Genomic DNA, 21,541 nt, shown 5'->3' on the forward strand with positions numbered 1-21,541 from the left:
ACCTGCGTGGAGTCACCCATGGATAACCTAGCGTTGATCAGAAGCACCTATGAAGGTGCCAACTCCCAGGAAAATGCGAAAAATACCGCAGCCGCCCTGGCCCCCGATGCTCGCTGGACCGAGGCGGCGGGTTTTCCCTATGCCGGTACCTACGTCGGTTTCGAGGCGGTGCTGGAGCATGTCTTCAAGCGCCTGGGCTCGGAGTGGCACGACTTCACGTTCAAGGTCGAAAACTACGTGGCCCAAGGCGACAAGGTATTTGCCTATGGCAATTACCAGGGCATCTACAAGGATTCAGGTAAGCCCATTGATGTACGAGTGGCCCACCTTTGGACGCTGAAAGACGGCCAGGTCACCCATTTCGAGCAATTTGTCGACAGCCACAGTGTGCAGCTGGCGATGCTCTAACCCGGTGTTCTTAGAACATTTTCAGCTATTCAAAGACGATTCACGAAATTGACACGTTGTTAAGGGCGCAGATAGGATTCGCCCCAACGCCTGTGGCCACGAGCCATAAATCAGAATAATAAAAGGCCCGCCGCGATCACTCGTGGGCGGGCTTTTTTGTTTCGGCGGTAAAAGAGCGTTCAAACGCCATAGCCGCAAGAGCTCACAGCGCGTCACCAAACCGTAATAAGGAAAATAAAATGTTGAAACAGCGGATCTGCTTGGTTGCACTGGGGATTTTGAGCGCTACACAGGCCATGGCCGACGGCCAGGCTGATGCCAAGGGTTTTGTCGAAGACAGCAGCCTGAAAGTGCTGCTGCGCAATGCCTACATCAATCGTGATTACAAAGACGGTAACGATGACAAGGCCGAATGGGGCCAAGCGGCCATCGGTACTTTCTCCTCCGGCTTCACTCAGGGCACCGTCGGCGTGGGCGTTGACGCCTTTGGCCTGTACGCACTGCGTCTGGATGGCGGCAAGGGCCGCAGCGGCGCCGGCGGCATCGACTTCTTCAAGCAGGGTGACAGCGGCAGTGCCGCCGATGACCTGAGCAAGTTCGGTGCGGCGGTCAAGTTCCGCCTGTCCAACACTGTACTGACCTACGGTGACCAGATGCCGGCGCTGCCGGTGCTGAACTACGACAACTCGCGCCTGCTGCCGGAAAGCTATACCGGTACCCTGATCACCTCCAAGGAGATCAAGGGCCTGGAGCTGAACGCCGGTCACTTCACCGCCGAGTCGCGTAAAAGCGCTGAAGGCCGTGACAGTGGTGGCCTGAAGTCGATCGACGTGTTGGGCGGTAGCTACCAGTTCACCGAACAGTTCAAGGCTGCACTGTATGCTTCCGACGTCGAAGACGTGCTGAAGAAGCAGTACGTGAACCTGAACTACGTGTTCCCTCTGGCCACCGACCAGTCCCTGACCCTGGACTTCAACGGCTACCGCACCAAGCTGGACAAGTCCTACGCCAAGGACTCCGGCGCCGGCGGCCAGGACAACAAGATCTGGAGCCTGGCAGCGACTTTCGCCACAGGTCCGCACTCGTTCACTCTGGCTCACCAGCGCAGCACCGGCGACAGCCACCTGGGTTACGCCTACGGCGGCTACCAGCGTGGTCAGAACCGTGTGGGTGACGGTGGCAACACCATCTACCTGGCCAACTCCTACTGGTCCGACTTCAATGCTGAAGACGAGCGCAGCTGGCAGCTGGGTTACGGTCTGGACTTCGGCGCCTTTGGCGTACCTGGCCTGAGCTACAACGTGGCCTACATCCGTGGCGACAACATCACCACGTCCACCTCGAGCGGCGGCAGCGAGCGCGAAATCTTCAACCAGTTGAAGTACGTGGTTCAGAGCGGTCCGGCCAAGGACTTGAGCGTGAAAGTACGCAGCTCGGTACTGCGCGTGTCGCAGAAGTCTTCCGAGTACAACGTGGGTGGCAACGAACTGCGTGTGTTCGTCGACTACCCGATCAACGTGTTCTGATAAACGTCTGATCGTGACCTGACCGCAGGTTGCTGCACTGGAAAAAGCCCCGACTGGTTCGGGGCTTTTTCATGCCTGTGGTACGGCTGGAAAAACCTCCGTTGGAACAACTTTCTGGGCTGTCAGCCGGCGCTGGAGTCGACAGGCTGGACCTGGCTGGAATGGATAGCGGCGGCGCGTTGCTTTCCGGGTATTTCCCACTAGCTTTATGCCATCAGGGATGAGGTTCCAGCCGTAATGGATGCGGGAGAAATTGCGGCGTGCCGCCCATCCCTGTGCTTGGCCGATGTTGTTGCGCCCTGCCGCCGCTCTGCTGCGGGTCGCTTGGTCCTTACCTTCCTGGAGCACAGGAGATCACCATGAAAGTAACCCTGCCGATAACCGCCTATGGCGGATGTATCCTGCTGTCTGTGGCTTGCAGTATCCCCCCTGTCGCGGCCGAAGAAGTCACACGAATATTCGAGAACCCCAGCAGCCTGGAGCAGCAGGTGCCGGAGCAGGAAACCACGGAAACCACACAGTTGATGTCGTCCAAGGCGACGACCTTGAGCCCCTTGGCGCTACCGCCCCACGGCGGTACCGAACGCGCCCTGGTGCTGAACATCGACTACACCCAGAGCACGCTTTTCGATCCGGCGACCGGGCGCAAGGTACCGGTCAGATTGCGCAGCTACCGTGGCACAGGCGTGAACCCCTTGGCCCCCTTCGTGGCTCCGACCATCAACGTGACGCCGGGCGACACCGTGCGCATCACCCTCAACAACAAGCTCAAGCCCAAGGATGAACAGCCCTGCAACGCACACTCCGGCGAACCGGACAAGCCGCAGTGTTTCAACAGCACCAACCTGCACTCCCATGGCTTGTGGGTCAGTCCCGCCGGTAACAGCGACAACGTGATGCTGTCGATCAATCCCGGTGTCAGCTTCCAGTACGAGTACAACATTCCCGCCGACCATCCGGCCGGGACCTTCTGGTACCACCCCCACCGCCATGGCTCCACCGCCCTGCAGGTCGCCAGTGGCATGGCCGGTGCGCTGATCATCCGTGGCAGCCGTCTTCCAGGCAAGAGGGCCAACGGCGACCTCGACACCCTGCTCAAGTCGGCCGATGGCAAGGCCTTTCCTGAACGCCTGCTAGTGCTGCAGCAGATCCCCTATGCCTGCAAGGGGGTCAAGACCGACCCTGTGACCGGCGACAAGAGCGTGAACTGGAACTGCGATGCGGGCGAGGTGGGCGTGGTCGAGGACTTTGCCCAGTTCACGCCGCAGAGCTGGGGCCAGTCGGGTCGCTACACCAGCATCAATGGCCTGGTGCAGCCGATCTTTCGCAAGGCCCGTGCCGGCCAGGTGGAGCGCTGGCGCCTGGTGCATGCGGGCATCCGCGACACCATCAAACTGGAGTTTCGCAAGCTCGCCGACAGCGGTCTGCAAAAGAGTAACGCGGGCGTTGCCGCGGTCGACGCCGATGCTTTTGTCAGCCAGCAATGCGTGGGCGAACCGGTGGACTACCAAGTGGTCGCCGCCGATGGCCTGACCCTGGGCAAGGCGCAGAAACTCAGCCAGGTCACCCTGCAGCCTGGTTACCGTAACGACCTGCTGATGGTCTTCCCGCAAACCGGACGCTATTGCGTGGTGGATGCCGCGCAGTCCGCCGACGGCGGCGTGGCCCAGGCGGCAAGCGGTCGGCAGATACTGGGGTTTGTCGATGTGGTGGGCGGCACCGAGGTCAAGGACACCAGCGCCTACCTGACTCAGCTGCTGGTCGACTCGGCCCGTCGCAACATGCCGGACAGTGTGCAGAACCAGATCATCGGCGACCTCAACAACGGTCTGCTGCTGACCAAGTTCGTGCCTCATAAAAGCATCGGTGACGATGAAGTGAAGGGTAAGCCTGTGGAGTCGCTGATGTTCTTCATCAACCGCGACGACAAGAAAAATCCCAAGTTTGAAGTCGGTACCAGCATGGACGACGTCAAACCCTATGAGCCCGGCAAGATCAATCGCCACCTGACCCTGGGCACGGCGCAAACCTGGATGCTGAGCTCGGGTTTTGCCAGCCACCCGTTCCATATCCATGTCAATCCGTTCCAGGTGGAGAAGATCATCGGCCCGGACGGCACGGATCTCAGCGAGCCAGGAGCGATCGACAAAGCCGACCCAGACGACAAGCAATACGCCGGACTCAAGGGGGTGTGGAAAGACACGCTGTTCGTCAAGGGACCGGACAAGGATGGCCGGCGCTACACCTTGTACGTGCGCACTCGCTATGAACGTTACATCGGCGAATTCGTGCTGCACTGTCACATCCTCGACCACGAGGACCAGGGCATGATGCAGAACGTCAGCATCGAGCTGTCCGACGGCCAGGGCGGAACCGCGCCTATGCACCATTGAGCCGTTGAAGGAAAAGGAGGGCGCCTTGCTCGGCGCTTTCCGATGGCACGTGAGGGGCGTGACTTTGATAGAGTCACGCCCCTCACTTTTCCATCACGGATGATCTCGATGTTCCGTTCCCTGTTGTCCGGCCTGTGCCTGCTGAGCGTCGCCAGCATCGCCCATGGCCAGCAAGCAACCTCGCCCGAGCAGTTGCTGGCCGACTTCTCCCGTTGTGACGCGCAATTCTTCCAAACCCTGAACACGGCCCAACTGCCGGCCGGTACCCTGAGCCTGGCCCAGTATGGTGCGGTGAAGGCGCCCAAGGTCATCAACCCCTTGCAGGAAGGCGGCCGTTACCAAGCCTTCGAGCAACCGCTGACGGTCAATGGCGTGCGCCTGGTGGGTTATTACAACGAGGCCCAGTCGCTGAAGTCGGTGGGCAACTTGCTGTTCTGGGGATTCATCGCCGAGGGTGAACCTAAAGCGGTGGCCGCGAGCCTCAAACCATTGTTGATGGACAACGCCCGCTTGCAGGCGGATCGCAGCGCCATGACCCGGGTGGAGATCCGTCGCGTCGGCGACCCGATCCAGCAATGGCGCACCGAAGGTCTGGCGGGCGGTGGCGTGGCCACGCCGTTCGGTTACGTCGAGCGCATATTGAGCATCGACAACGGTACCAGCAGCGCGCCGATCTCTGGTCGCACCACGATCTTCTGCAGCTTGCAGGGCACGGTTACTGCGCCGCTGCTGCAAGTGTATCGCCCTGACCTCAACGCTCACCTGCTGGATTGAAAAACATGCCTTCATTGTCTATTCGCGGGTTGCTCCTGCTCTTGTGTGCTCTGGCTGTGACCGGCTGCGCCAGCCTGCAGAGCCAGGATCAGATCAACTTCGCCCATTGCCGTCTGGCGAGCCAGGCTTCCAAAGCCGAGAAGTTTGATGTGGTGCTGCAAGAGGCGGATCTGTGCCTGTCCAGGAACCAGCTGTCCAAGTCCACACAAAGCCTGGTGTACTGGTTGAAGTCCGACGCCTACGCCAGCTTCAAGCGTTACCCGGAAGCCATCAGCGCCAAGGAAAAGTCCATCGAGCTGGGAGCCAAGCCCGATGCTCGAGCAGTGCTGGACCTGAGCCGTCTGTACCGCGAGGCGGGCAACCCGCAAAAGGCCCTGCAACTGGTGCAGTCCAACCTCGATGCCAACCTTGGCGAGGCGGGCAAGGGCAGTGGCTTCAACATGCCGACCTACTACCATCTGGGCCAGGCCCTCTATGACCTGGGGCAATATCGCGAGGCCGCCGAAGCCTACAGCGCCGGCCTGCAGAAACAGCCGGACTATGCCTGGGCCTTCTACCATCGGGGCCTGGCTTACGACAAACTCGACCTGACCGATGACGCCCGCAGCGACTTCAGCCAGTTCGCCAAGTTGGTAAACCAGAAGTACGTCGAGCCACAGCACCAGGCCAAACTGACCGAGTACAAGATCACCCTGCCCTGAGCAAGGCGCTGATTACGCCACAGGCTCGCCTGAGCGCGAGCCTTCTTTAGCAAGATCGGTTGTCCTCAATCATCGGGATTGAGGGCGAACTTCAGTTGATTCCGCTCCAGGTACACCACCGCCTCGCGGCCATGGATATCCACCGGGCGCGCCGATACCGCTTCATGCTCCGGGACGATCTTGGACAGCAGCTTGCGCTGTACGTCGACCCGCCAGATACAGGCCCTGGGTCCTTCGTTGTCGAAATACATCACCGGACGAGTTTCGCTCCAGGTCGGGTTGACGATGCTCCAGCCCGAGTCGACTTCGTTGTGCTCGGTGACGTTCTCGGAGTAAGTGCCGTTGCTCTGCTGGTCGTAGTCCAGGGACAGGCTGTAGTTCTCCTGGTTGAGGTCATGCGCCACCCGCGCCCGCGCATGGCGCAGGGTGTTGGTCGGCGACTGGAACAGCTGCTGGCTGGCTTCGGGTGCCCGGCGTGAGCCCAGGTGGTAAGTCATGCTTTGCTGCAGATCGCCGCCGCTGCGCTGGCGGTAGTAGAACAACCCGTCAGCGATGCCGGCAAAGCGCATGCCCTGATCGTTGGAGCCCGGCGAGGACCAGCCGACGAAGCCAATATCCTGGGCGATGGGGTGCAGGCCTGGCTGGTCATCGGCGTACTCGTACAGCGTGCCGATATACCCCGTCTGGCCCTGCTGGTACTGGCCGACAAACAGCACCACATGCAACACCCCGGCAATCACCTGGGTATCGACGATCTGCTGATCGCCCTGCGGGGGCGCAGCGTTGAAGGTTGCGAGGGGATAGCGCTGCCAGCCGTCGGGGTCCAGCAGGCTGTATTGGCTCGTAGGCGCCATCGGCCGCAGTTGCTCCTTGCTCGGTGCCGGCGGGATTGGCAGCGGCTGCGGCGCAAGCATCTTCAACTGGGCCCGATAGGCGCCTTCCAGGCAGTCCGTGGAGTTACAGGTGTTGCGCTCCTGCAGCCAGCGCACCTGCAACAGGCGAAACACCTGCAAGTGCTTCAGTGCCTTGTAGCGGCGGTTCAGCTCTTCGTCCTGGGCGGACAGGCTCGGCGTATCGCAGACAGTCTTTTCCACCTGGGTCGAGGCCTTGCTGCAGTCGAAACCAGCGGCCTGCACATTAGGCATGAGCGCGGCCAGGGCAAGAGCCGTAGCTGCCAGCGACAGTAAAGGGAGCTTCATCAAAACATCCTTGTAGGAAGGTGAGGCAGGGGTCAGTTCGTCTGGAACGTCTGCAGGTAGGTCAGCAGGTTGTCGATTTTTTCCTCATCGCTCAGCCCCCAGAAAATCATCCGGGTGCCGGGAACCACGGCTTTCGGATCCTCGAGGTACTGGATGAGTTTTTCTCGGGTCCAGACAATGCCCGACGACTTCATGGCCGCCGAGTATTGATAGTCCTGGGCACTACCGGCCGGTCTCCCGATGATGCCGTTGAGCTGCGGTCCGAATGAACTACGCACCGCAGGGCCAATGTTGTGGCAGCCGCTGCACAGCCGCTTGAACAGCTTGGCGCCGGCTTCGGCATCACCGGCTGTGGCGGGGGAGGTGAGTAGCACTGAGCTGACCAGCAGGGCCAGGGTCGAGACGGCGATTCGCTTCATGTTCTGCTCCAGACCGGATAACGCGTACAGCTGAAATCGGCGGCTATTTGATCATGAAGTGCATCGGCCCGGGAGGCATTGCGGCAACTTTCAGTGGGGTGGGAAGATTGTCCAGAAACAACAAAGCCCTGGCATTTCTGCGAGGGCTTCGTCTTGCAGGGTACGGCACCAGAGGTCGACCCCGGGAGCGAGTGATTACAGTGCGAGGACGCGCGCAATCAGGAGCAGGTGCTGGGAAAAACTACTCATGGGCCGCCATCGCTACGCATTGAGCAACCAGAAGACAGCCACTGACCTGACAGACAAAAATAAAAAAAGGACTCATCTGGCAGAGTCCCTTTTTCACATCTTGAAAATTAAAGCAGAGCGCAAGAGCCAGACATTGGGATCTTGGCTACATCACCCTTGCCTACGCAGAGCAATGTCACCTTTGTCCCTTTCTTAAGCGAAGCGAGGGAGTCGGCATCAGACTTCTCAAATGAGAATTGTGGCTCCATAAACTGATTCACCCCACCGCGCAGCGTGAGATACGGATTACCCATGAAGTCCGTATTGATGTCTGCCACAGTACCCGACACCTTGAACTTCTTGCCTTTGAACTTCTGATCGGCAGCGACTGTATTCTCGTTGTAAGCAACAGCAATATCACCAGCCGTTACGGTTGGCGTTGCAGCCAGTTCCTGTTTGGATTTTTCCAGCTCTGCCTGTGCACGAGCCTTATTCGCCTCAGCAACCGCAACCGCATCTGCTTGCTTCTGCTCTGGAGATTTCATCGCATTGCTGATGAATCCAATAACGAACAGAACACCGATGATGATGCCAACCCACTTGAACAGTTTTTTCACACCCTTCTTCCTCTGATAGTCCATTTGTCCATTACCGCATCGCAGGCGTAGGTCTTTTTTGCCCGACGACTCGAAGCAACGTGATTGTCCAGAACAGGTGCAAGCGAAGCAAGCAGGTTGACGAAATGGCAGGGAGTTCAGGCAATCGCTTTCATCTGCTGCTCAGCTTGTGCTGGCCTGGACTGCTCTGCTGGAAGGGAAAAGCGCAAGCCAAAAGCGGGCCGCTGAGCCCCCCGCCAAGCTTGATAACTGCAGATACTGAGTGGTACGTCATTGCGCCAAAAAAATCTAAATCCATCCTATTGTTTCTACGACGTTTAACCATTCATTGCTGGAGTTTTCCTATTGCCGGCTTTGGCATGGCTACCAGCGAACTAAACTACTTCTTGTGTCTCTGGAGCAGATGCCTCCAGAGAGGCAAGGAGGTGTCAAATGGCCATTCATGATACTTATCGGGAGATTGAACAGACCCTGGGTCTGGTACCGGAGTGGATTAAGCAGATGCCGGAAGGCGCCGCGAATGGATTCTGGGGCGTGGCCCGGGACTTCTGGCTGGCGGAGACTCAGATTCCCAACAAGTACAAGGAGTTGATAGGTCTGGCGGTGTCCGGGGCGACCCGTTGTAAGTATTGCGCTCTGTTCCATACCGAAGCCGCGCGTTTGTTTGGCGCGAGTGACGAGGAAATTTCCGAAGCCAGCTTTATGGGCTCGCTGACCATGATGGGCAGCACCTTTATTAATGCCCAGCAGATTGACTACGAGCAGTTCCGGCAAGAGACGCTGAGTATCGTCCGGTATGTCAAAGATCACTCGCAAGCCAAAGCCGCATGAGCTGTTGCGCGAACCAGCCCTTCGCCAGCTGACGAAGGATAAGTTGATTGCAATCACCAGCGATGGTCCGAGGACCACCGCTCGGTGGCAAGCGGCTGTGCTGCGAGCCATCGGCGAACTGATGCAATACAGCGACACCGCCCGCGAAGAGAACCAGGACCTGCGCATTCCTTTCGCCAAGGCACTGCATGATCTCTATACGGGACAGAAGTCCGACGCCGAGTTGACGGAAATGGTGTTGCTGATGCTTGAAGTGGAAACTGCCCCCTTTCTCGGCAAAGGCCCACAGGCGGGAGCGGCCCCCGGGAACAATGACCTCTGAGAAGTGGCTGCAGCCAACGGCGTCGTAGTGATTTTCCGTCCATTCTGTTTACAGTTGGCCATGGCAGGTTCTTGAGCGGCGTGGGAGCTTTATTCTGAAAACCTCAGAATCGCCCACTAATACCCAACAGTGGCCCCTTCTGGACAATGTCGTAGACAAAGCCATCATGGCGGTAATTAACCCCCATGGCCCGGTAACCGGCCACCGCCGAAAATCCGGGCAAAAACTCCCAGCCTGCCAGCGCTGCCAGGTCCCAGTCTTCCCGGGACTGCCCGGCGCCCACCATCCCCCAGGATGACAACCAGAATCGGTCATTCACGGCATAGTACCCACGCAGCCCCGTCATGGCGTCGGCCCAGGTAGCCTTGTCGGAGCCAGACAGGCCGCCAACAGGCCCACCATGCAGGCTGATGGCGGTGCTGCTGTACCAGACGCGCACGCCGCCAGCGACGTCCAAGCGACGATTTTCATCACCCCAAACCGTGTATCCGCCCCCCAGGAATCCGGAGGCCGTCTTGCTTTCTACCTCAAGTTTGGACTCAGAGAGGCCCCCAGGCAGACGGTTGCGGGTGTCGGTGTCGATGTACATCAGGTCGGCGAGTACGCTGTATGGGCCCCGTCGAGCCTCGCCCATCAGCATCACCGACATATCGACAGTCCGCGCGATATCAGAGAAATCGGACTTTATAAACTGGGTCCCGGTGCTGCGGTGGCCTACGTGTCCACGAATGCCAGCGCCCCACACGTAAGGCCCGCCGTTGAACGTCCATTCATCGCCGTCTGCCGCCTCGGCCCCCGTCGGCAAACTGGCCGCGGCTGCCGCAAAGGCGCCAGCCATCAGTGCCAGGCGTGCGTGCTTGCGCCGCAAAACCGAGCGTGGGTTGTCACTGTGCATGATGCTGTTTCTCCGATCAGTGCTGAGTCAGCGAGAGCGCCACGCCCTCGGCCGCACAGTCCTCTGTAGGCTTGAGGCCCGCTTTTTGAGCCGCCTTGACCTCTTCCTTCGCGGCTGCCAGGTCCGCCAGGAACGTCGGATTGCTATGCAAGCTCGCCACAGTCGCAGCCCCCATGATGCGGCCTGCATCCACATCGCTCTGCCAATGTGCATCGCAGATGACCCGGCTCTGGCCGAATGACAATCCGCGGGTCATCAGTTCAGTGGCGCGCGCTGGTTGAATCTCGGCCAGCAACAGCCCCCAGGCCCAACCTGCAGCGGAGTGGCCGGACGGCCAGGAGCCATCCGTGCGCAGCACCGGCTCCATGTCTTTGCGACAGGTCCCTTCGTTGTGCGCCACGAATGGACGGGTGCGGTTGTAGGCATTTTTCCCGGCATAGGTAGAACCGCCTGCATCCGTCAGGGTGCGCTGCATCAGGGTATAAAGATGCGGTGTGCTTTTCTCGGTGATCGGCGTGCCCATCGCGCAGGAGAATGCTTTCGCCGGGCCTGGGAATGACAGCTCCGCATCCGCTGCCGCGAGCTTCTCCCGGGCGGTTCCACGTAGCGACAGCGCCGTACGCCGTGCTTCCTCATCCCGCGCAAGCGCCGCAGAGTCGGGCTTTGGTGGGGCGCCAAGCAACGCCAGGCGCAGTGGCAGGTCTGCCGAGTCAAGATAGCCTGGGGCTAGTTTGAAGTGAGGGTCCGTGACCTTGGTGGCGGCATCGTCGGCAAGCACCAGCCCCGACCAGAGCAAGCTGGCCAGCCCCAACTGCTTATGTACTGTTTTCATCGAGTGTTCCTTTATCTATCCCGGTATTGCCGGCTGATCAAAACTGGTAGAGGGCATTCAGATAGGCGCCTGCGCCCAGTTTTTCACCCGTCAGCGGGCTGTTGCGGGCATCGGAGACCAGGGCGTAGGTCTTGATGCCACCCTCCAGTGCCACCTGTGGTTGCCATTGCCAAGTGAGGCCCAGTTTCAAGGTCACATCCCGCATCCCACCACCCGGGTGGTATTCGTCGAACCGGGTGCGTGCAGCCTGTTGGGCAGTGACACCGAAGCGGGCCATCATGTCGTTCTCATTGCTCCAGGTGCCGTACAGGGTCGAGTCCAGGGTCAATGTCGAAGACAGTGCATATGCAGTGGCTACCCCGGCCTCCAGGTACGCGGTACGCCCCAGGCTTTCGCCACCGTAATCGCGGCTCTGGCTTGATTGCAGGCCTCGAACAAACAGGCGGCCGGCCGGCAGGACCCAATACGCTTCTGCGCCGACCAAGGCAGTGCTGTCCAGGTTGCCCATTCCCCTCAAGTAGCTATCACGACCGTCGAGGGTGTGAATCCTTTCCTTGCGTCCTGGGTCGTAGCCAATCAGCAGGGCCACGCCGAAAGGAGAAAGTCCGGGCAGGTCCCAACGCAGCCCTTCCGGGAAGGCTGCGGTAAATTTGCCCCAGTCTTCGGTAGGCAAGACCGCTTTGAGTTTCAGTGAGGGGAACGCGGCGTATCGGGAAGAACCTTCGTACAAAGGACCAACGGCAACTCCGCCGCCTACTGTTACCGAGGGAGAGCTGTTTGCATCGTCTGCATGTGCAGGCAACACCGTCGCAAAGGCGAGGGTCGCGCCTGTAATGAGCATCGCTTGATGCTTAAAAAAGCTTGAACCACCTATGGCTGTCATTGTTACTTTCCTTTGGTGTGAAACTCAGTAGTTCAGGGGAGTCCCCGACTTATTAGCGCGTGCGTTTACTTATAAGGGTCGAAAATTTTTGGCTTGTGTTGTTAATCAGAGTGCGACGGGCTGCGGCTGTGGAAAACTCCATTTGCCATTCAGTATTTGTTCGCTCGGCTGATAAAGTCTGACCGTATAGTTCCAGCCAGGCGTAGTAGGCAGGCAATTAGCGATCTTTCCGTCACACCCGCCGAACTGAATAACAATCGAGCCATCATCACTTTTCTTGGCTGTAAGGTTATTCAACGAATAGGCGTCATATGGGTTCTTTTGGAAGTAACCGTCCGCGTTGTAAACACTCACAGACCAGAAGCTGTTGACCGGAACATCTCCAACTTTGAGCTGGTATACGGCTTTCCCATCGTTCTTCGACATCACACCGCCGAGGTAGATGGCGTCCTTTGCCGGGTTTCCGCCCCACCCCGTCGCAGTGCCGATTAGGTGATGGATCGGATTGACCGTGCCCTTGGGGCCAAAGGACTGGTTGTAGTCGGGAATCGTCGAGCCCAGCACAGCCAGGGCATCACGCATCGCTTTCTGGCTCGCCGGATCCCACTTCGGTACTACGAATTCCCCCGCCTTGGCCTGGCTGACTTTGATTGCGTCCTGCAGTGCATGCACCTGCTCAAGGTCCTTGCGATCTGTGGGGTCGAAGAATATGCGGATAGCGACAAATACATAGCGTGTGCCGATAGCCTGTTTCGTCAGCGTACGGCGGCCGGCGCCGTAAACGACGGCGGGTACGTAGTGATCTTCATTGACCATCGCCATCGACATGAACCTTCCACCGGCCTCAGGCAACGTGATCGTGACTGGACCGGCATCGAGATCGAACACCGCTGACGAGTAGAGTGTGTCCCGATTCATCCGGATGACATTCTGAGCGTCGATGGGTACAGGTTCGCGGCTATGCACAAACCGAGCAAAGCCTCCACTCGCTACCATCTTGCCCATGTAGAGATCGGACTCAGCACGGATAAAGTTATTCACGCCAACCGCTATCGATGCATCTGAGGATGACTGAGCGTTCGCACTTCCAAACGCTGCCAGCGCCATGGCGATGATGCAGGCCGTGGATGAATGGGACATTTAAACCTCTTGGACTTATAAGTTGGCGTTAACTTTTTGACTGTATAAGAACGCCTCGGCGGAAACTTGCCATTTGGTGCCAAAAGCAAAGCGAGCGCGTACCTGAAGGCCGCTCTTGAGAGGGGCCAAATGATTAGGCTGGAGGGGGCGAGGGGTTAGGCGAGGATGTTAACGATCATGTTTCAAGACGGAGCGATAGCGCGACGGCGTGCTCCCGGTCCAGCGCTTGAAGGCCCGCGTAAAGTGCGCTGGATCGCTGTAGCCGACCATATAGGCAATTTCAGTCGAGCTGTATTTACCGCTGGCCAGTAACTGAAAGGCCTCGCTGCGACGTGTCTCGTCACGTAACGCGTCGAAGTCGATGCCGCAATGTTCGAGGCGACGTTGCAAGGTTCGAGCAGACAGTCCAATCGTCCTTGAAATAGTCAGAAGTTTGGATTGCTCCTGATCCGCTATCTGCTTGATGAGCACGTCAGCTGCGTCAGAGGTCGAATTCAAGGCTTGGGTGGTTTTCCAGGCATTGTCTCGAACATGTTGCAGGGGGATTTCGAGCAACTCACGATCGAATTCGATCATGTTGTACTCAGCGTTCATTTCGAGGTTCGGGCCCAGGAATTCTTCAAGCGCCTCGTCTCCACGCTCTCTCGAATTTTTTAGATGTACGCGTATGGCGCCAGCCTCGCCGGACAGCAGCGGGACTTTTCTAAGAACCGCCAGGGTGCCGAAAATGACTTGCTTCGGATCGGCCCCGTGCTGCCCGGTAAATTGTTGGATCAGTTTCGTCGTACGACCTTCGGTGAGGATTTTTACTTCTGCTCCCTGATGCAGTAAAGCCGTATGGACCGCCGCCGCCGCACAAGCCTGAGCGAGGTTGGTTGAGCCCAATATCAATTCGCCCCATACACCGGTTGAGCGCACTTCGGTCAGGTGCCCCACAGTCGCACCGCCGAAGGGGTCCTGTGCGATAGCTGCCATTTCGTTGGCTATATGAAAACAGGCCGCGCGTGGTACCCATGCATCAGGGCTCTGAAAAACATTCGGGGAAATACCAAAGCGCCGAAAGAACTCCAGCGGCAACACCCCGCGCATGCTCAGATAGGGGGCTATTTGCCGAAGAGTGCTGAGTTTGATGGCTGGCGTAGCATTCGTCATGGGGGGTCGCACCTGTTTTTAAAGGCAATGCACTTGAAACCGTCTTGGCTCGCAGGGAAACACTAGCAAAGCTTTTACCAAAGCCGCGCTATGACAGCACAGTACCTGCGCGCTTTGTTCAACGAGTTGGACCGTCTGGGAGAGTTTCAGGGTGAAACCCGCTGGGCAAAGTGCGGGGATTGAAATGTGACGAAGCCGAGATGGCTTACCTGGAGCCGGAGCAGACCAAACCGCTGCTCGATCGCCAGCTGCGGGTGTTGTTGCGCGGATCTGCCTCGCGACAGGTACTCGATGGTCTGAGGCGGAATGCGTTCTTGGCCATGACGATGAAGTTCGCACACTTCAGCCCTGGTCACCTTGCAGATGTGGTCAATCTCAACCCTTTGGCAAAGGGGTGTGGACATTCTGTGGACGTTGTCAGGAATTTAAGCGAGTCGGGAGCAAAGCCCAGAAACAACAAAGCCCCGCATCGCTGCGAGGCCTTGTTTTGTATGGTGCCGGCACCAGGAGTCGAACCCGGGACCTACTGATTACAAGTCAGTTGCTCTACCAACTGAGCTATACCGGCGTGTTAGGGCGACGATTATAGCGATTGGCGAGGTTCTGTAAACCCCTGAAATCTGACTATTTTTGTGCAGGCTTCAGGTTTCTGTTCGCAAGGGCGCAGTTGGGCTCCTGACGCCTGAGCAAGGCAGGTGGCTCAGGGGCTTTTTTGATCCGTGGAGGCAGGAGGCTGTTCATCGCCGTTGAGGAGGTTGCCTGGTCGTCAGGCCAAGGCTGGTATCACAGACCCATCAGGCACTTTTTGCAGTTTTTTAAATTCTGTTTTTATATCTTCGGTTAAATATAGAAATCTGATTTTGTTATTGGTCATTGCGACCGTACATCCCAATGGCTTGAATTATAAATTAACTGGACTAAGTTTGATTGGAGCCCTCGTACAGCAGGGCTTTATCTTTCCGGGCTTTTATGGTCCGTGCAAATAAATGGAGAAACTCATGTCGAAGGAAGCTATCAAACACCATCACCTAACTGCGATCCAGCATCATGAGGCGGCGAAAAAGCACGAGGAGGCGGCGATTCACCATAAACACCTGGCTGAGCGCCACCAGTCTGCGGTACACGCTCATGAGCACTCGAGGGATGGGGTTATTTCCAAGCTCAAAGGTGACTGGCGCAAGCATCTGGATGAGTCCAAGAGCAAAGTTGAAGCGGCCTATAAGACTTCAGCGCGCGCGCATAAAAAAACCAAGGAGGTAGCCAAGTAATAATGCGGTTGAAGTTTTGGGTTTGACCAAACTTTATTTGTATTTGCAAGTTCCAGGTCAAACCTGCTGCAGATTGGCTTTCTGTGGTAGATCCCCCCTCTAATAATCGTGAAACATGTCACTCACGATGATGAAGAGGGGGGATGTCTTGAATAAGTTCTGGCGTGATCGGCCAGCCCTCTTTGTCTATTCCTGCTTGAGGTACCAGCCCCACGCGTCCTGGCTGCGGTACTCGGTCACTTGCTTGACCTCCAGATAGTTTTCCAGCCCCCAACGTCCCAGCTCACGGCCGATGCCGCTCTGCTTCATCCCGCCCCAGGGGGCCTGGGTGAAGGTGGGTTGCGAGCAGTTGACCCAGACGATGCCGGCCCGCAGGCCATTGGCCACGCGGGCGCTGCGCTCCAGGTCGGCGGACATCACCGCTGCGGCCAGGCCGAAGCGACTGTCGTTGGCTTGCTGCAAGGCTTCAGCCTCGGTCTTGAAACGTCTTATGCACAGCACCGGGCCAAAAATCTCCTCGCGCCATAGGCGGCTGTCGGTCGCTGGTTCGGCGAAGATCGTCGGCTCTAGAAAGTAGCCTTCAGGCAGATGCCCCGGACGTTTGCCTCCCGTGAGCAGGGTCGCCTCCTGCTTGCCTTGTTCAATCATCGACAGGACTTTGCGGTGCTGGCCGGCGCTCACCAACGGCCCCAGTTGAACCCCAGGCTCCAGGCCCGGGCCGATCCGGATGCGACGGGCCGCGTCCACCAAGCGTTCGGTCAAGCGCGGGGCGATGCCTTCCTGTACCAACAGGCGCGAGGTGGCGCTGCATACCTGGCCCTGGTTCCAGAAGATACCGAACATGATCCATTCCACCGCCGCCTCGACGTCGGCATCATCGAAGACGATGAAGGCCGATTTTCCTCCCAGTTCCAGGCTGATGTTCTTGATCTCGGCCGCTGCCGCCGACATGATTTTCGCCCCGGTGGGCACGCTGCCGGTAAAGGCCATCTTGTCTACGTCCGGGTGTGCGCCGAGCGCTGCGCCGGCCTCGTTGCCAAGGCCGGTGACGATGTTGAGTACCCCGGCGGGCAGGCCGACATCGCTGGCGGCCACGGCCAGTTCCAGGGCCGTCAGTGAGGTCAATTCCGAGGGCTTGAGCACGCAGGTGGCGCCTGCCGCCAAGGCCGGGGCGACTTTCCATGCCGCCATCAATAGTGGGTAGTTCCAGGGAATGATCTGTCCGGCGACGCCCACGGGTTCATGACGAATGCGGCAGCTGAAGCGTGGGTCAGGCAGCTCCAGCGGCTGGTCCTGGCGTTGGTCCAGTTCCCTCGCCAAGCCTGCGTAATAGCGAAAGCAATCGATGGCGTCGCTGATGTCCCACTGTGCTTCGGGCAAGGGTTTGCCGTTGTCGCACACTTCGAGAATGGCCAATGCATCCTGCTTGCTGGCCAACTTGTCAGCCAGCGCCTCGAGCCAGTCGGCACGTTCGGCACCGCGGGTCTGGCTCCAGCCCTGGTTGAATGCCTTGCGCGCGGCCTGGACTGCCAGGTCGACGTCTTGCGCCGTGGCTGCGGCCACGTGCTGCAAGGTTTCTTCGGTGGCCGGGTCGATGCAGGAGAATTGGCCGCCTTGGGCCGGTGTCACCCACTGCCCATCGATATAGAGCTGCTTAAGCATGAGAACTCCTTGTTTCAGCCTGATGTAAGGGGTGCCGAGAGCGCCGCAGTTAGGCGATCTTCAGCACCTTGCGGCCGACTACTGCGCCGGTGCGGATCTGCTCGAATACCTGGTTGATCTCCTCCAGATGAGTCATCGCCACGGTGGCCTTGACCAGGCCGTTGGTGGCGAACTCCACCGCCTCGTGCAGATCCTGGCGGGTGCCGACGTTGGAGCCACGGATCGACAACTCCCAGTTGACCACCCGGTCGATGGAACTGCGCACCTGATCGGCCTTGCCACCGGGCTGGCCGATATAGATCGCCGTGCCACCCGGGCGCAGCAAACCCACCGCCAGCTCGAAGGCCTGGTTGGCCACCGCCGTTACCAGCACCGCATGCACGCCACCGAGTTCTTCCTGGATCGCGCCTTGTGGATCCTGCCTGGCGTCATACAGGCGCTCGGCGCCAAGAGTGCGGGCCAACTCGAGCTTCTCCGGCGAGACATCCACTGCTGCCACCCGCAATCCCATGGCCCGGGCATATTGCACCGCCACGTGGCCAAGGCCGCCGATGCCAATGATCGCCACCCACTGGCCAGGCCGGGCGCCGGAACGCTTGAGGCCGCGATAAGTGGTCACCCCGGCGCAAAGAATCGGTGCCAGTGCATACAGGTCGGCCTTAGGGTCGACCTTGGCGACAAAGGCCGCCGGCGCCACCATGTATTCGGCGTAACCTCCCGGCTTGCTGTAGCCGGTGGCTTCGCCATGCTTGCAGATGGTTTCCATCCCTGCCCGGCAGTACTCGCAAGCGCCGCAGGCGCTGAACATCCAGGGCACGCCCACCGCGTCACCCAGTTCAAGGCCGCTCACCGCCTTGCCCAACTGCACCACATGCCCGGTCACTTCATGGCCGGGAATCAACGGCAGGTTGGGTGGACTGGGCCAGTCACCGTCGCAGGCGTGTACGTCACTGTGGCAGACGCCGCAGGCGACCACCTTGATCAGCACTTCACCGTCACCGGGCTGTGGAATCGCTACGTGTTCAAGCTGGAGCTGGCCACCCAGCTCACGCAGAACGGCGGCTTTCATGGTTTTCGACTGCAGGTCGTTCATGGTGCTACTCCTGGTTTTTGTTCGGTTTGCGGACAGCAGGCTGCCCTGGGAGCCGATGACGCGGCGGCCGGCTCCTGGTGAGTGGTGCAAGGTGCTTGGCGACGAATCAGCCGTGGCCGCGCAAGGGCTTCTCGATGCTGTTGCGCAGCAGGGTCGAGAGTTCATGGATCAGCAGCATGGTGCTGTCGACTTCGGCCACCGAGGGCTGGCGGATGTATTTCAGCGGCGGCATCAACAGCCAGATGAAGTCGCCGTAGTTGGGCCGCAGCATCGCTTCGCAGCGTCGCTCCTGGGCCCGATAGCGAATCTCCAGGCCTCCCAATTCCATGGCCAGGCACAGGGGCCGCAACACCTCGCTGTGATTGAGCATGTCGAGCATCCGCGGTGGACAATTCTTGCCGACAAACAGCGCCTGGCGTGTTTTGCGGCGCCAGCCCCGGTAAGCCAGGTGGATGTCCATGGAGCACTGGCCCAGATCCATGGGTACGCTCCAGTTCCAACTGAGGCTGTAGATCCGGCCGAACAACTTGCTGGCCAGTTGTTGGCGCAGGGACAGGTTGTCTGCCGCCAGCTTGTGCCCATGGCTTTCCAGGCAATAGGGTTGCTCCGAGCAACGCTGCTTGAGATAAGCGTCGAAGCGCCCAGCCGTGCACTGCAAGGCCTGCTGGGCATGGCGGTCGATGGCGGCATAGAGGTTCATCGCGTTATCCCCTTCGGTTATTGCAGCTTCAGCTGGGCGGTTTGCCCGCCGGCGCTGCTCAAGGACGATTCATGCGTGGACTCGGCGCGCTCTTCGATGCGCCGCAGCACCTCTTCCAGAGACAGTGGCGTGAACAGCGCCTGCCCGGTGCCCTTCAAATAGAGGGTGGCGAACAGAATGATCAAGCCTGAACACACCGTGGCAATGGTCAGTACCTGCGGGTCGCTGATCAGTGTGGCGACCATGTACAGGCAGGCGCCGATGCCGATCACCTGCGGCAGGGGATAGAACGGTGTCTTGAACGGGCGCCGGGCTTGGGGATAACGCTTGCGCAGCACCAGCACATCGACTTGGGCGATCACGTAGCTGAGCAGCCAGGTGGTACAGGCGACGCTGATCATCATGGTGATCAGGGCGATATCCGCGCGTTTGGCCATGGCGTACAGCAGCACGATCATGATCAGACCGACCACGAAAAAAATCCCGAACCAGGGGGTGCGTGCGCTCGGGTGCAGCCAGCAGAAAATCTTTGGCAGCAGGCCTTCCCGGGACAGTCCATAGAGCATTCTCGGCACCGCCACTAGATAGGTATCGCAAGTAGTGACCGCCGCCAGGATGGAGATCCCGCCCATGATGATCAGGCCGGGCGCACCGAGCATTGCCGCCGCGCCGTCGACGTGGGGAATGGTCGAGGCCGCCAGTGCATCCAGGCTGATGTAGCGGGTGATGCTCAGACCGAACAGCAGGTCGACCAACCAGATGCTGGCGCAGCCGACGATCATCGCCAAGGGAATGGTGCGCCCCGGGTTCTTCACTTCCTCGGCCAGCGGCGCGACGAACTCCATGCCGATGAACAGCCAGATGGCCAGGCTCAGGTGGCTGAATTGCTGGCCCACCGGCACAGGGGAAAATGCCGGTTGCACCGCCAACTGCTGCAACGTGCCGAAGCCGCTCAGGCCCCAGACGCCGACCGCACCGAGCATCAGCATCATGGCGATGGCCAGGGTGGTCTGCACCCGTCCGAAGACCTCGACGCCCTTGAGGTTGATCGCCACCAGCAGTGCCAGGATGCCGAATGAAAACAAGTACCAGGGGGCGCCGGTCAAGCGCTCCAGGGACTGGCCGCCAATGATCATGTTGGTCCCGCCGTCGGTGCCCACCAGAACGATGTAGCCGGCCAGCACGGCAAACAGTGCCGGTAGTTTGCCCAGGGCGGGCAAGGTGTATTCACCGACCATGCCGGCACCGGGCAGCATTGCCGCCAGCTCCGAATAGGACAGGGCGACGCAGAGAATCACCAGCAGCGCGCCGAGTGCGACGATGCTGAAAGCCGGTCCCGAGACTCCGTAGCCGTTGGCCAGTGCGACCATCGCCGTGCCCGAGACCACCAGCCCGACCGAGGTCGAATAGGCGGCCCAGAAACCCAGGCTGCGGTTCAGTTTCAAGTTGCTCATGTGCCTACCTCAGTGGATGTTTATTCTTGTCTTTGGTGACAATCCAACTTCAGTTGCAGCCCCGGACGACTGGATGACGGGGTGCATGGACGCTATCAGCAGGGCTTTCGCGCTGTACATATCCCTAAAGGGATAGATTTCCCCCGGCCGGGCTTGGCGGAAACGGCCGAGGGTTGTTGCGAGCCGGTGCGGCTTCAGCAACCGGCGAGCTTGTCGATGAACAGGGCGAGCAGTTCCGACTGGCTGCCGATGCCCAGCTTGGTATAGAGATTCTTGCGATGAATCTTCACCGTGCCGCTGCTGATGAACAGCTGCCGGGCGATCGAATCGTTGGAGTGCCCGCGTAGCAACAGCCTGGCGACCTCGCACTCACGGGCGGTGAGCAGGCCTTCGCCGAAGCGTTCGAAGGCCTGGCGAATGGCATGATCCATTTCCAGGGCCGGGCGTGGATGAGACTGCTGACGCTGCTCCCAGGCAACCTTGACCACCCGCGCCACCACCTGCTCGGCGCATTCGAGCAACTGTCGCTCCTGATCATTGAAATCGCTGCACTCGCTGCCGCGCATCAGCGACAGTACCCCGATGCTGCTGTCACCCAGATCGACGAAGAAGGCGATCTCCTCGGTGAGCCCCAGGCGGTGGTAGTAGCTCAGGAAGTACTCGCTGAAATAGAAGTGATCGGGCGCCAGCTCCTTGAGGCTGTGCAGCCCCTGGTGCAGGTGATTGCTGCAGGCCAGGTAGAACGGGTCGAGCAGGTAGGCGCCGGTTTGATACTCATCGACGAAGAACAGTCGGTTGTGGGCCGAGAAAGTGTCGAACAGCGACAGCGGACGGTAGTTGCCCTGGTAGATGAACAGCACGAAGTGATCCACCCGACACAGCCGCTGCAACCATTGACTGGTCGCCAGCAGCTGTGGGGTGCCGGGAGGGCAGGCGAGGATCGAGGTGATCTCCTGGGCCCAGGTTTTGAGTTCGCTGTACTGCATGGCGTTCACCTTGAGGCGGTTGTGCCTGGCCAGGAAGAGGCTTTGCAGTGTGCACAGG

General features: G+C 59.3%; 21 protein-coding genes and 1 tRNA gene. 8 read left to right on the forward strand and 14 right to left on the reverse strand.

Annotated elements, in window-relative coordinates; genetic code table 11:
- Positions 1-18: 18 nt before the first annotated feature.
- The 5 genes from GV818_RS00835 (at position 19) to GV818_RS00855 (ending at position 5,802) form a co-directional block, all read left to right on the forward strand.
- Complete coding sequence (locus GV818_RS00835; protein ID WP_161754206.1) at positions 19-408, forward strand: nuclear transport factor 2 family protein; 390 nt, start codon at positions 19-21, stop codon at positions 406-408.
- A 239-nt stretch (positions 409-647) separates the two neighbouring features.
- The gene (locus tag GV818_RS00840; protein ID WP_161754208.1) at positions 648-1,934 is read left to right on the forward strand and encodes an OprD family porin; all 1,287 of its coding nucleotides are present in this window, start codon (positions 648-650) and stop codon (positions 1,932-1,934) included.
- Between the two features lie 359 nt (positions 1,935-2,293).
- Positions 2,294-4,327, forward strand: coding sequence for a multicopper oxidase family protein (locus GV818_RS00845; protein ID WP_161775632.1), 2,034 nt, complete (start codon positions 2,294-2,296; stop codon positions 4,325-4,327).
- A 108-nt stretch (positions 4,328-4,435) separates the two neighbouring features.
- Positions 4,436-5,101 (forward strand): hypothetical protein, encoded by a 666-nt coding sequence (locus tag GV818_RS00850; RefSeq protein ID WP_256679392.1) that lies wholly within the window; start codon positions 4,436-4,438, stop codon positions 5,099-5,101.
- A gap of 5 nt (positions 5,102-5,106) precedes the next feature.
- Complete coding sequence (locus tag GV818_RS00855) at positions 5,107-5,802, forward strand: tetratricopeptide repeat protein (RefSeq protein WP_161754214.1); 696 nt, start codon at positions 5,107-5,109, stop codon at positions 5,800-5,802.
- 65 nt (positions 5,803-5,867) lie between these two features.
- On the opposite strand, the gene GV818_RS00860 is transcribed toward GV818_RS00855, so the two are convergent.
- From GV818_RS00860 to GV818_RS00870, 3 genes are all read right to left on the reverse strand, one after another.
- Positions 5,868-7,001, reverse strand: coding sequence for a lysozyme inhibitor LprI family protein (locus tag GV818_RS00860; protein WP_161754635.1), 1,134 nt, complete (start codon positions 6,999-7,001; stop codon positions 5,868-5,870).
- A 32-nt stretch (positions 7,002-7,033) separates the two neighbouring features.
- Positions 7,034-7,420: a c-type cytochrome gene (locus GV818_RS00865; RefSeq protein ID WP_161754216.1), complete on the reverse strand. Its 387-nt coding sequence runs from the start codon at positions 7,418-7,420 to the stop codon at positions 7,034-7,036.
- A gap of 356 nt (positions 7,421-7,776) precedes the next feature.
- Entirely contained in the window at positions 7,777-8,265 is a 489-nt protein-coding gene (locus GV818_RS00870; RefSeq protein WP_178124661.1) for an OB-fold protein, read from the reverse strand.
- Between the two features lie 432 nt (positions 8,266-8,697).
- Here GV818_RS00870 and GV818_RS00875 point away from each other — a divergent pair, with 432 nt between their 5' ends.
- Complete coding sequence (locus GV818_RS00875; RefSeq protein ID WP_161754220.1) at positions 8,698-9,096, forward strand: carboxymuconolactone decarboxylase family protein; 399 nt, start codon at positions 8,698-8,700, stop codon at positions 9,094-9,096.
- Positions 9,097-9,139: 43 nt separating this feature from the next.
- Positions 9,140-9,418, forward strand: coding sequence for a hypothetical protein (locus GV818_RS00880; protein WP_256679393.1), 279 nt, complete (start codon positions 9,140-9,142; stop codon positions 9,416-9,418).
- Between the two features lie 103 nt (positions 9,419-9,521).
- Here the strand turns inward: GV818_RS00880 and GV818_RS00885 are convergent, their stop codons facing one another.
- The 6 genes from GV818_RS00885 to GV818_RS00910 form a co-directional block, all read right to left on the reverse strand.
- Positions 9,522-10,316, reverse strand: a complete 795-nt coding sequence (locus tag GV818_RS00885; RefSeq protein WP_161775734.1) for a hypothetical protein — start codon at positions 10,314-10,316, stop codon at positions 9,522-9,524.
- Between the two features lie 13 nt (positions 10,317-10,329).
- On the reverse strand, positions 10,330-11,145 hold the full coding sequence (locus tag GV818_RS00890; protein ID WP_161754222.1) for an acid phosphatase: 816 nt from the start codon (positions 11,143-11,145) through the stop codon (positions 10,330-10,332).
- Positions 11,146-11,182: 37 nt separating this feature from the next.
- Positions 11,183-12,028 (reverse strand): MipA/OmpV family protein, encoded by an 846-nt coding sequence (locus GV818_RS00895; protein WP_161754224.1) that lies wholly within the window; start codon positions 12,026-12,028, stop codon positions 11,183-11,185.
- Positions 12,029-12,133: 105 nt separating this feature from the next.
- Positions 12,134-13,168, reverse strand: a complete 1,035-nt coding sequence (locus GV818_RS00900; RefSeq protein WP_161754226.1) for a DUF1254 domain-containing protein — start codon at positions 13,166-13,168, stop codon at positions 12,134-12,136.
- Between the two features lie 168 nt (positions 13,169-13,336).
- On the reverse strand, positions 13,337-14,320 hold the full coding sequence (locus GV818_RS00905; RefSeq protein ID WP_161775634.1) for an AraC family transcriptional regulator: 984 nt from the start codon (positions 14,318-14,320) through the stop codon (positions 13,337-13,339).
- A gap of 492 nt (positions 14,321-14,812) precedes the next feature.
- A tRNA-Thr gene (locus GV818_RS00910) sits at positions 14,813-14,888 on the reverse strand.
- A 430-nt stretch (positions 14,889-15,318) separates the two neighbouring features.
- Here GV818_RS00910 and GV818_RS00915 point away from each other — a divergent pair.
- Complete coding sequence (locus tag GV818_RS00915) at positions 15,319-15,588, forward strand: hypothetical protein (protein ID WP_178124663.1); 270 nt, start codon at positions 15,319-15,321, stop codon at positions 15,586-15,588.
- A gap of 186 nt (positions 15,589-15,774) precedes the next feature.
- On the opposite strand, the gene GV818_RS00920 is transcribed toward GV818_RS00915, so the two are convergent.
- The 5 genes from GV818_RS00920 to GV818_RS00940 form a co-directional block, all read right to left on the reverse strand.
- Complete coding sequence (locus GV818_RS00920) at positions 15,775-17,250, reverse strand: aldehyde dehydrogenase family protein (protein WP_161775635.1); 1,476 nt, start codon at positions 17,248-17,250, stop codon at positions 15,775-15,777.
- Between the two features lie 49 nt (positions 17,251-17,299).
- Positions 17,300-18,343: a zinc-dependent alcohol dehydrogenase gene (locus GV818_RS00925; RefSeq protein WP_161754252.1), complete on the reverse strand. Its 1,044-nt coding sequence runs from the start codon at positions 18,341-18,343 to the stop codon at positions 17,300-17,302.
- Positions 18,344-18,449: 106 nt separating this feature from the next.
- Entirely contained in the window at positions 18,450-19,043 is a 594-nt protein-coding gene (locus tag GV818_RS00930; RefSeq protein ID WP_161754254.1) for a hypothetical protein, read from the reverse strand.
- A gap of 17 nt (positions 19,044-19,060) precedes the next feature.
- Positions 19,061-20,497: an APC family permease gene (locus GV818_RS00935; RefSeq protein ID WP_161754256.1), complete on the reverse strand. Its 1,437-nt coding sequence runs from the start codon at positions 20,495-20,497 to the stop codon at positions 19,061-19,063.
- 194 nt (positions 20,498-20,691) lie between these two features.
- On the reverse strand, positions 20,692-21,483 hold the full coding sequence (locus GV818_RS00940; protein ID WP_161775636.1) for a helix-turn-helix domain-containing protein: 792 nt from the start codon (positions 21,481-21,483) through the stop codon (positions 20,692-20,694).
- Positions 21,484-21,541 lie beyond the last annotated feature (58 nt).

The organism is Pseudomonas sp. Fl4BN1, assembly GCF_009908285.1.
Lineage (GTDB): Bacteria > Pseudomonadota > Gammaproteobacteria > Pseudomonadales > Pseudomonadaceae > Aquipseudomonas.

What these genes read in the sequence shown, in the direction of transcription:
- GV818_RS00835 (WP_161754206.1), top strand. Translation starts at nt 19, where the DNA reads ATGGATAACCTAGCGTTGATCAGAAGCACCTATGAAGGTGCCAACTCC.
- GV818_RS00840 (WP_161754208.1), top strand. Translation starts at nt 648, where the DNA reads ATGTTGAAACAGCGGATCTGCTTGGTTGCACTGGGGATTTTGAGCGCT.
- GV818_RS00845 (WP_161775632.1), top strand. Translation starts at nt 2,294, where the DNA reads ATGAAAGTAACCCTGCCGATAACCGCCTATGGCGGATGTATCCTGCTG.
- GV818_RS00850 (WP_256679392.1), top strand. Translation starts at nt 4,436, where the DNA reads ATGTTCCGTTCCCTGTTGTCCGGCCTGTGCCTGCTGAGCGTCGCCAGC.
- GV818_RS00855 (WP_161754214.1), top strand. Translation starts at nt 5,107, where the DNA reads ATGCCTTCATTGTCTATTCGCGGGTTGCTCCTGCTCTTGTGTGCTCTG.
- GV818_RS00860 (WP_161754635.1), bottom strand. Translation starts at nt 7,001, where the DNA reads ATGAAGCTCCCTTTACTGTCGCTGGCAGCTACGGCTCTTGCCCTGGCC.
- GV818_RS00865 (WP_161754216.1), bottom strand. Translation starts at nt 7,420, where the DNA reads ATGAAGCGAATCGCCGTCTCGACCCTGGCCCTGCTGGTCAGCTCAGTG.
- GV818_RS00875 (WP_161754220.1), top strand. Translation starts at nt 8,698, where the DNA reads ATGGCCATTCATGATACTTATCGGGAGATTGAACAGACCCTGGGTCTG.
- GV818_RS00890 (WP_161754222.1), bottom strand. Translation starts at nt 11,145, where the DNA reads ATGAAAACAGTACATAAGCAGTTGGGGCTGGCCAGCTTGCTCTGGTCG.
- GV818_RS00895 (WP_161754224.1), bottom strand. Translation starts at nt 12,028, where the DNA reads ATGACAGCCATAGGTGGTTCAAGCTTTTTTAAGCATCAAGCGATGCTC.
- GV818_RS00900 (WP_161754226.1), bottom strand. Translation starts at nt 13,168, where the DNA reads ATGTCCCATTCATCCACGGCCTGCATCATCGCCATGGCGCTGGCAGCG.
- GV818_RS00905 (WP_161775634.1), bottom strand. Translation starts at nt 14,320, where the DNA reads ATGACGAATGCTACGCCAGCCATCAAACTCAGCACTCTTCGGCAAATA.
- GV818_RS00915 (WP_178124663.1), top strand. Translation starts at nt 15,319, where the DNA reads ATGTCGAAGGAAGCTATCAAACACCATCACCTAACTGCGATCCAGCAT.
- GV818_RS00920 (WP_161775635.1), bottom strand. Translation starts at nt 17,250, where the DNA reads ATGCTTAAGCAGCTCTATATCGATGGGCAGTGGGTGACACCGGCCCAA.
- GV818_RS00925 (WP_161754252.1), bottom strand. Translation starts at nt 18,343, where the DNA reads ATGAACGACCTGCAGTCGAAAACCATGAAAGCCGCCGTTCTGCGTGAG.
- GV818_RS00930 (WP_161754254.1), bottom strand. Translation starts at nt 19,043, where the DNA reads ATGAACCTCTATGCCGCCATCGACCGCCATGCCCAGCAGGCCTTGCAG.
- GV818_RS00935 (WP_161754256.1), bottom strand. Translation starts at nt 20,497, where the DNA reads ATGAGCAACTTGAAACTGAACCGCAGCCTGGGTTTCTGGGCCGCCTAT.
- GV818_RS00940 (WP_161775636.1), bottom strand. Translation starts at nt 21,483, where the DNA reads ATGCAGTACAGCGAACTCAAAACCTGGGCCCAGGAGATCACCTCGATC.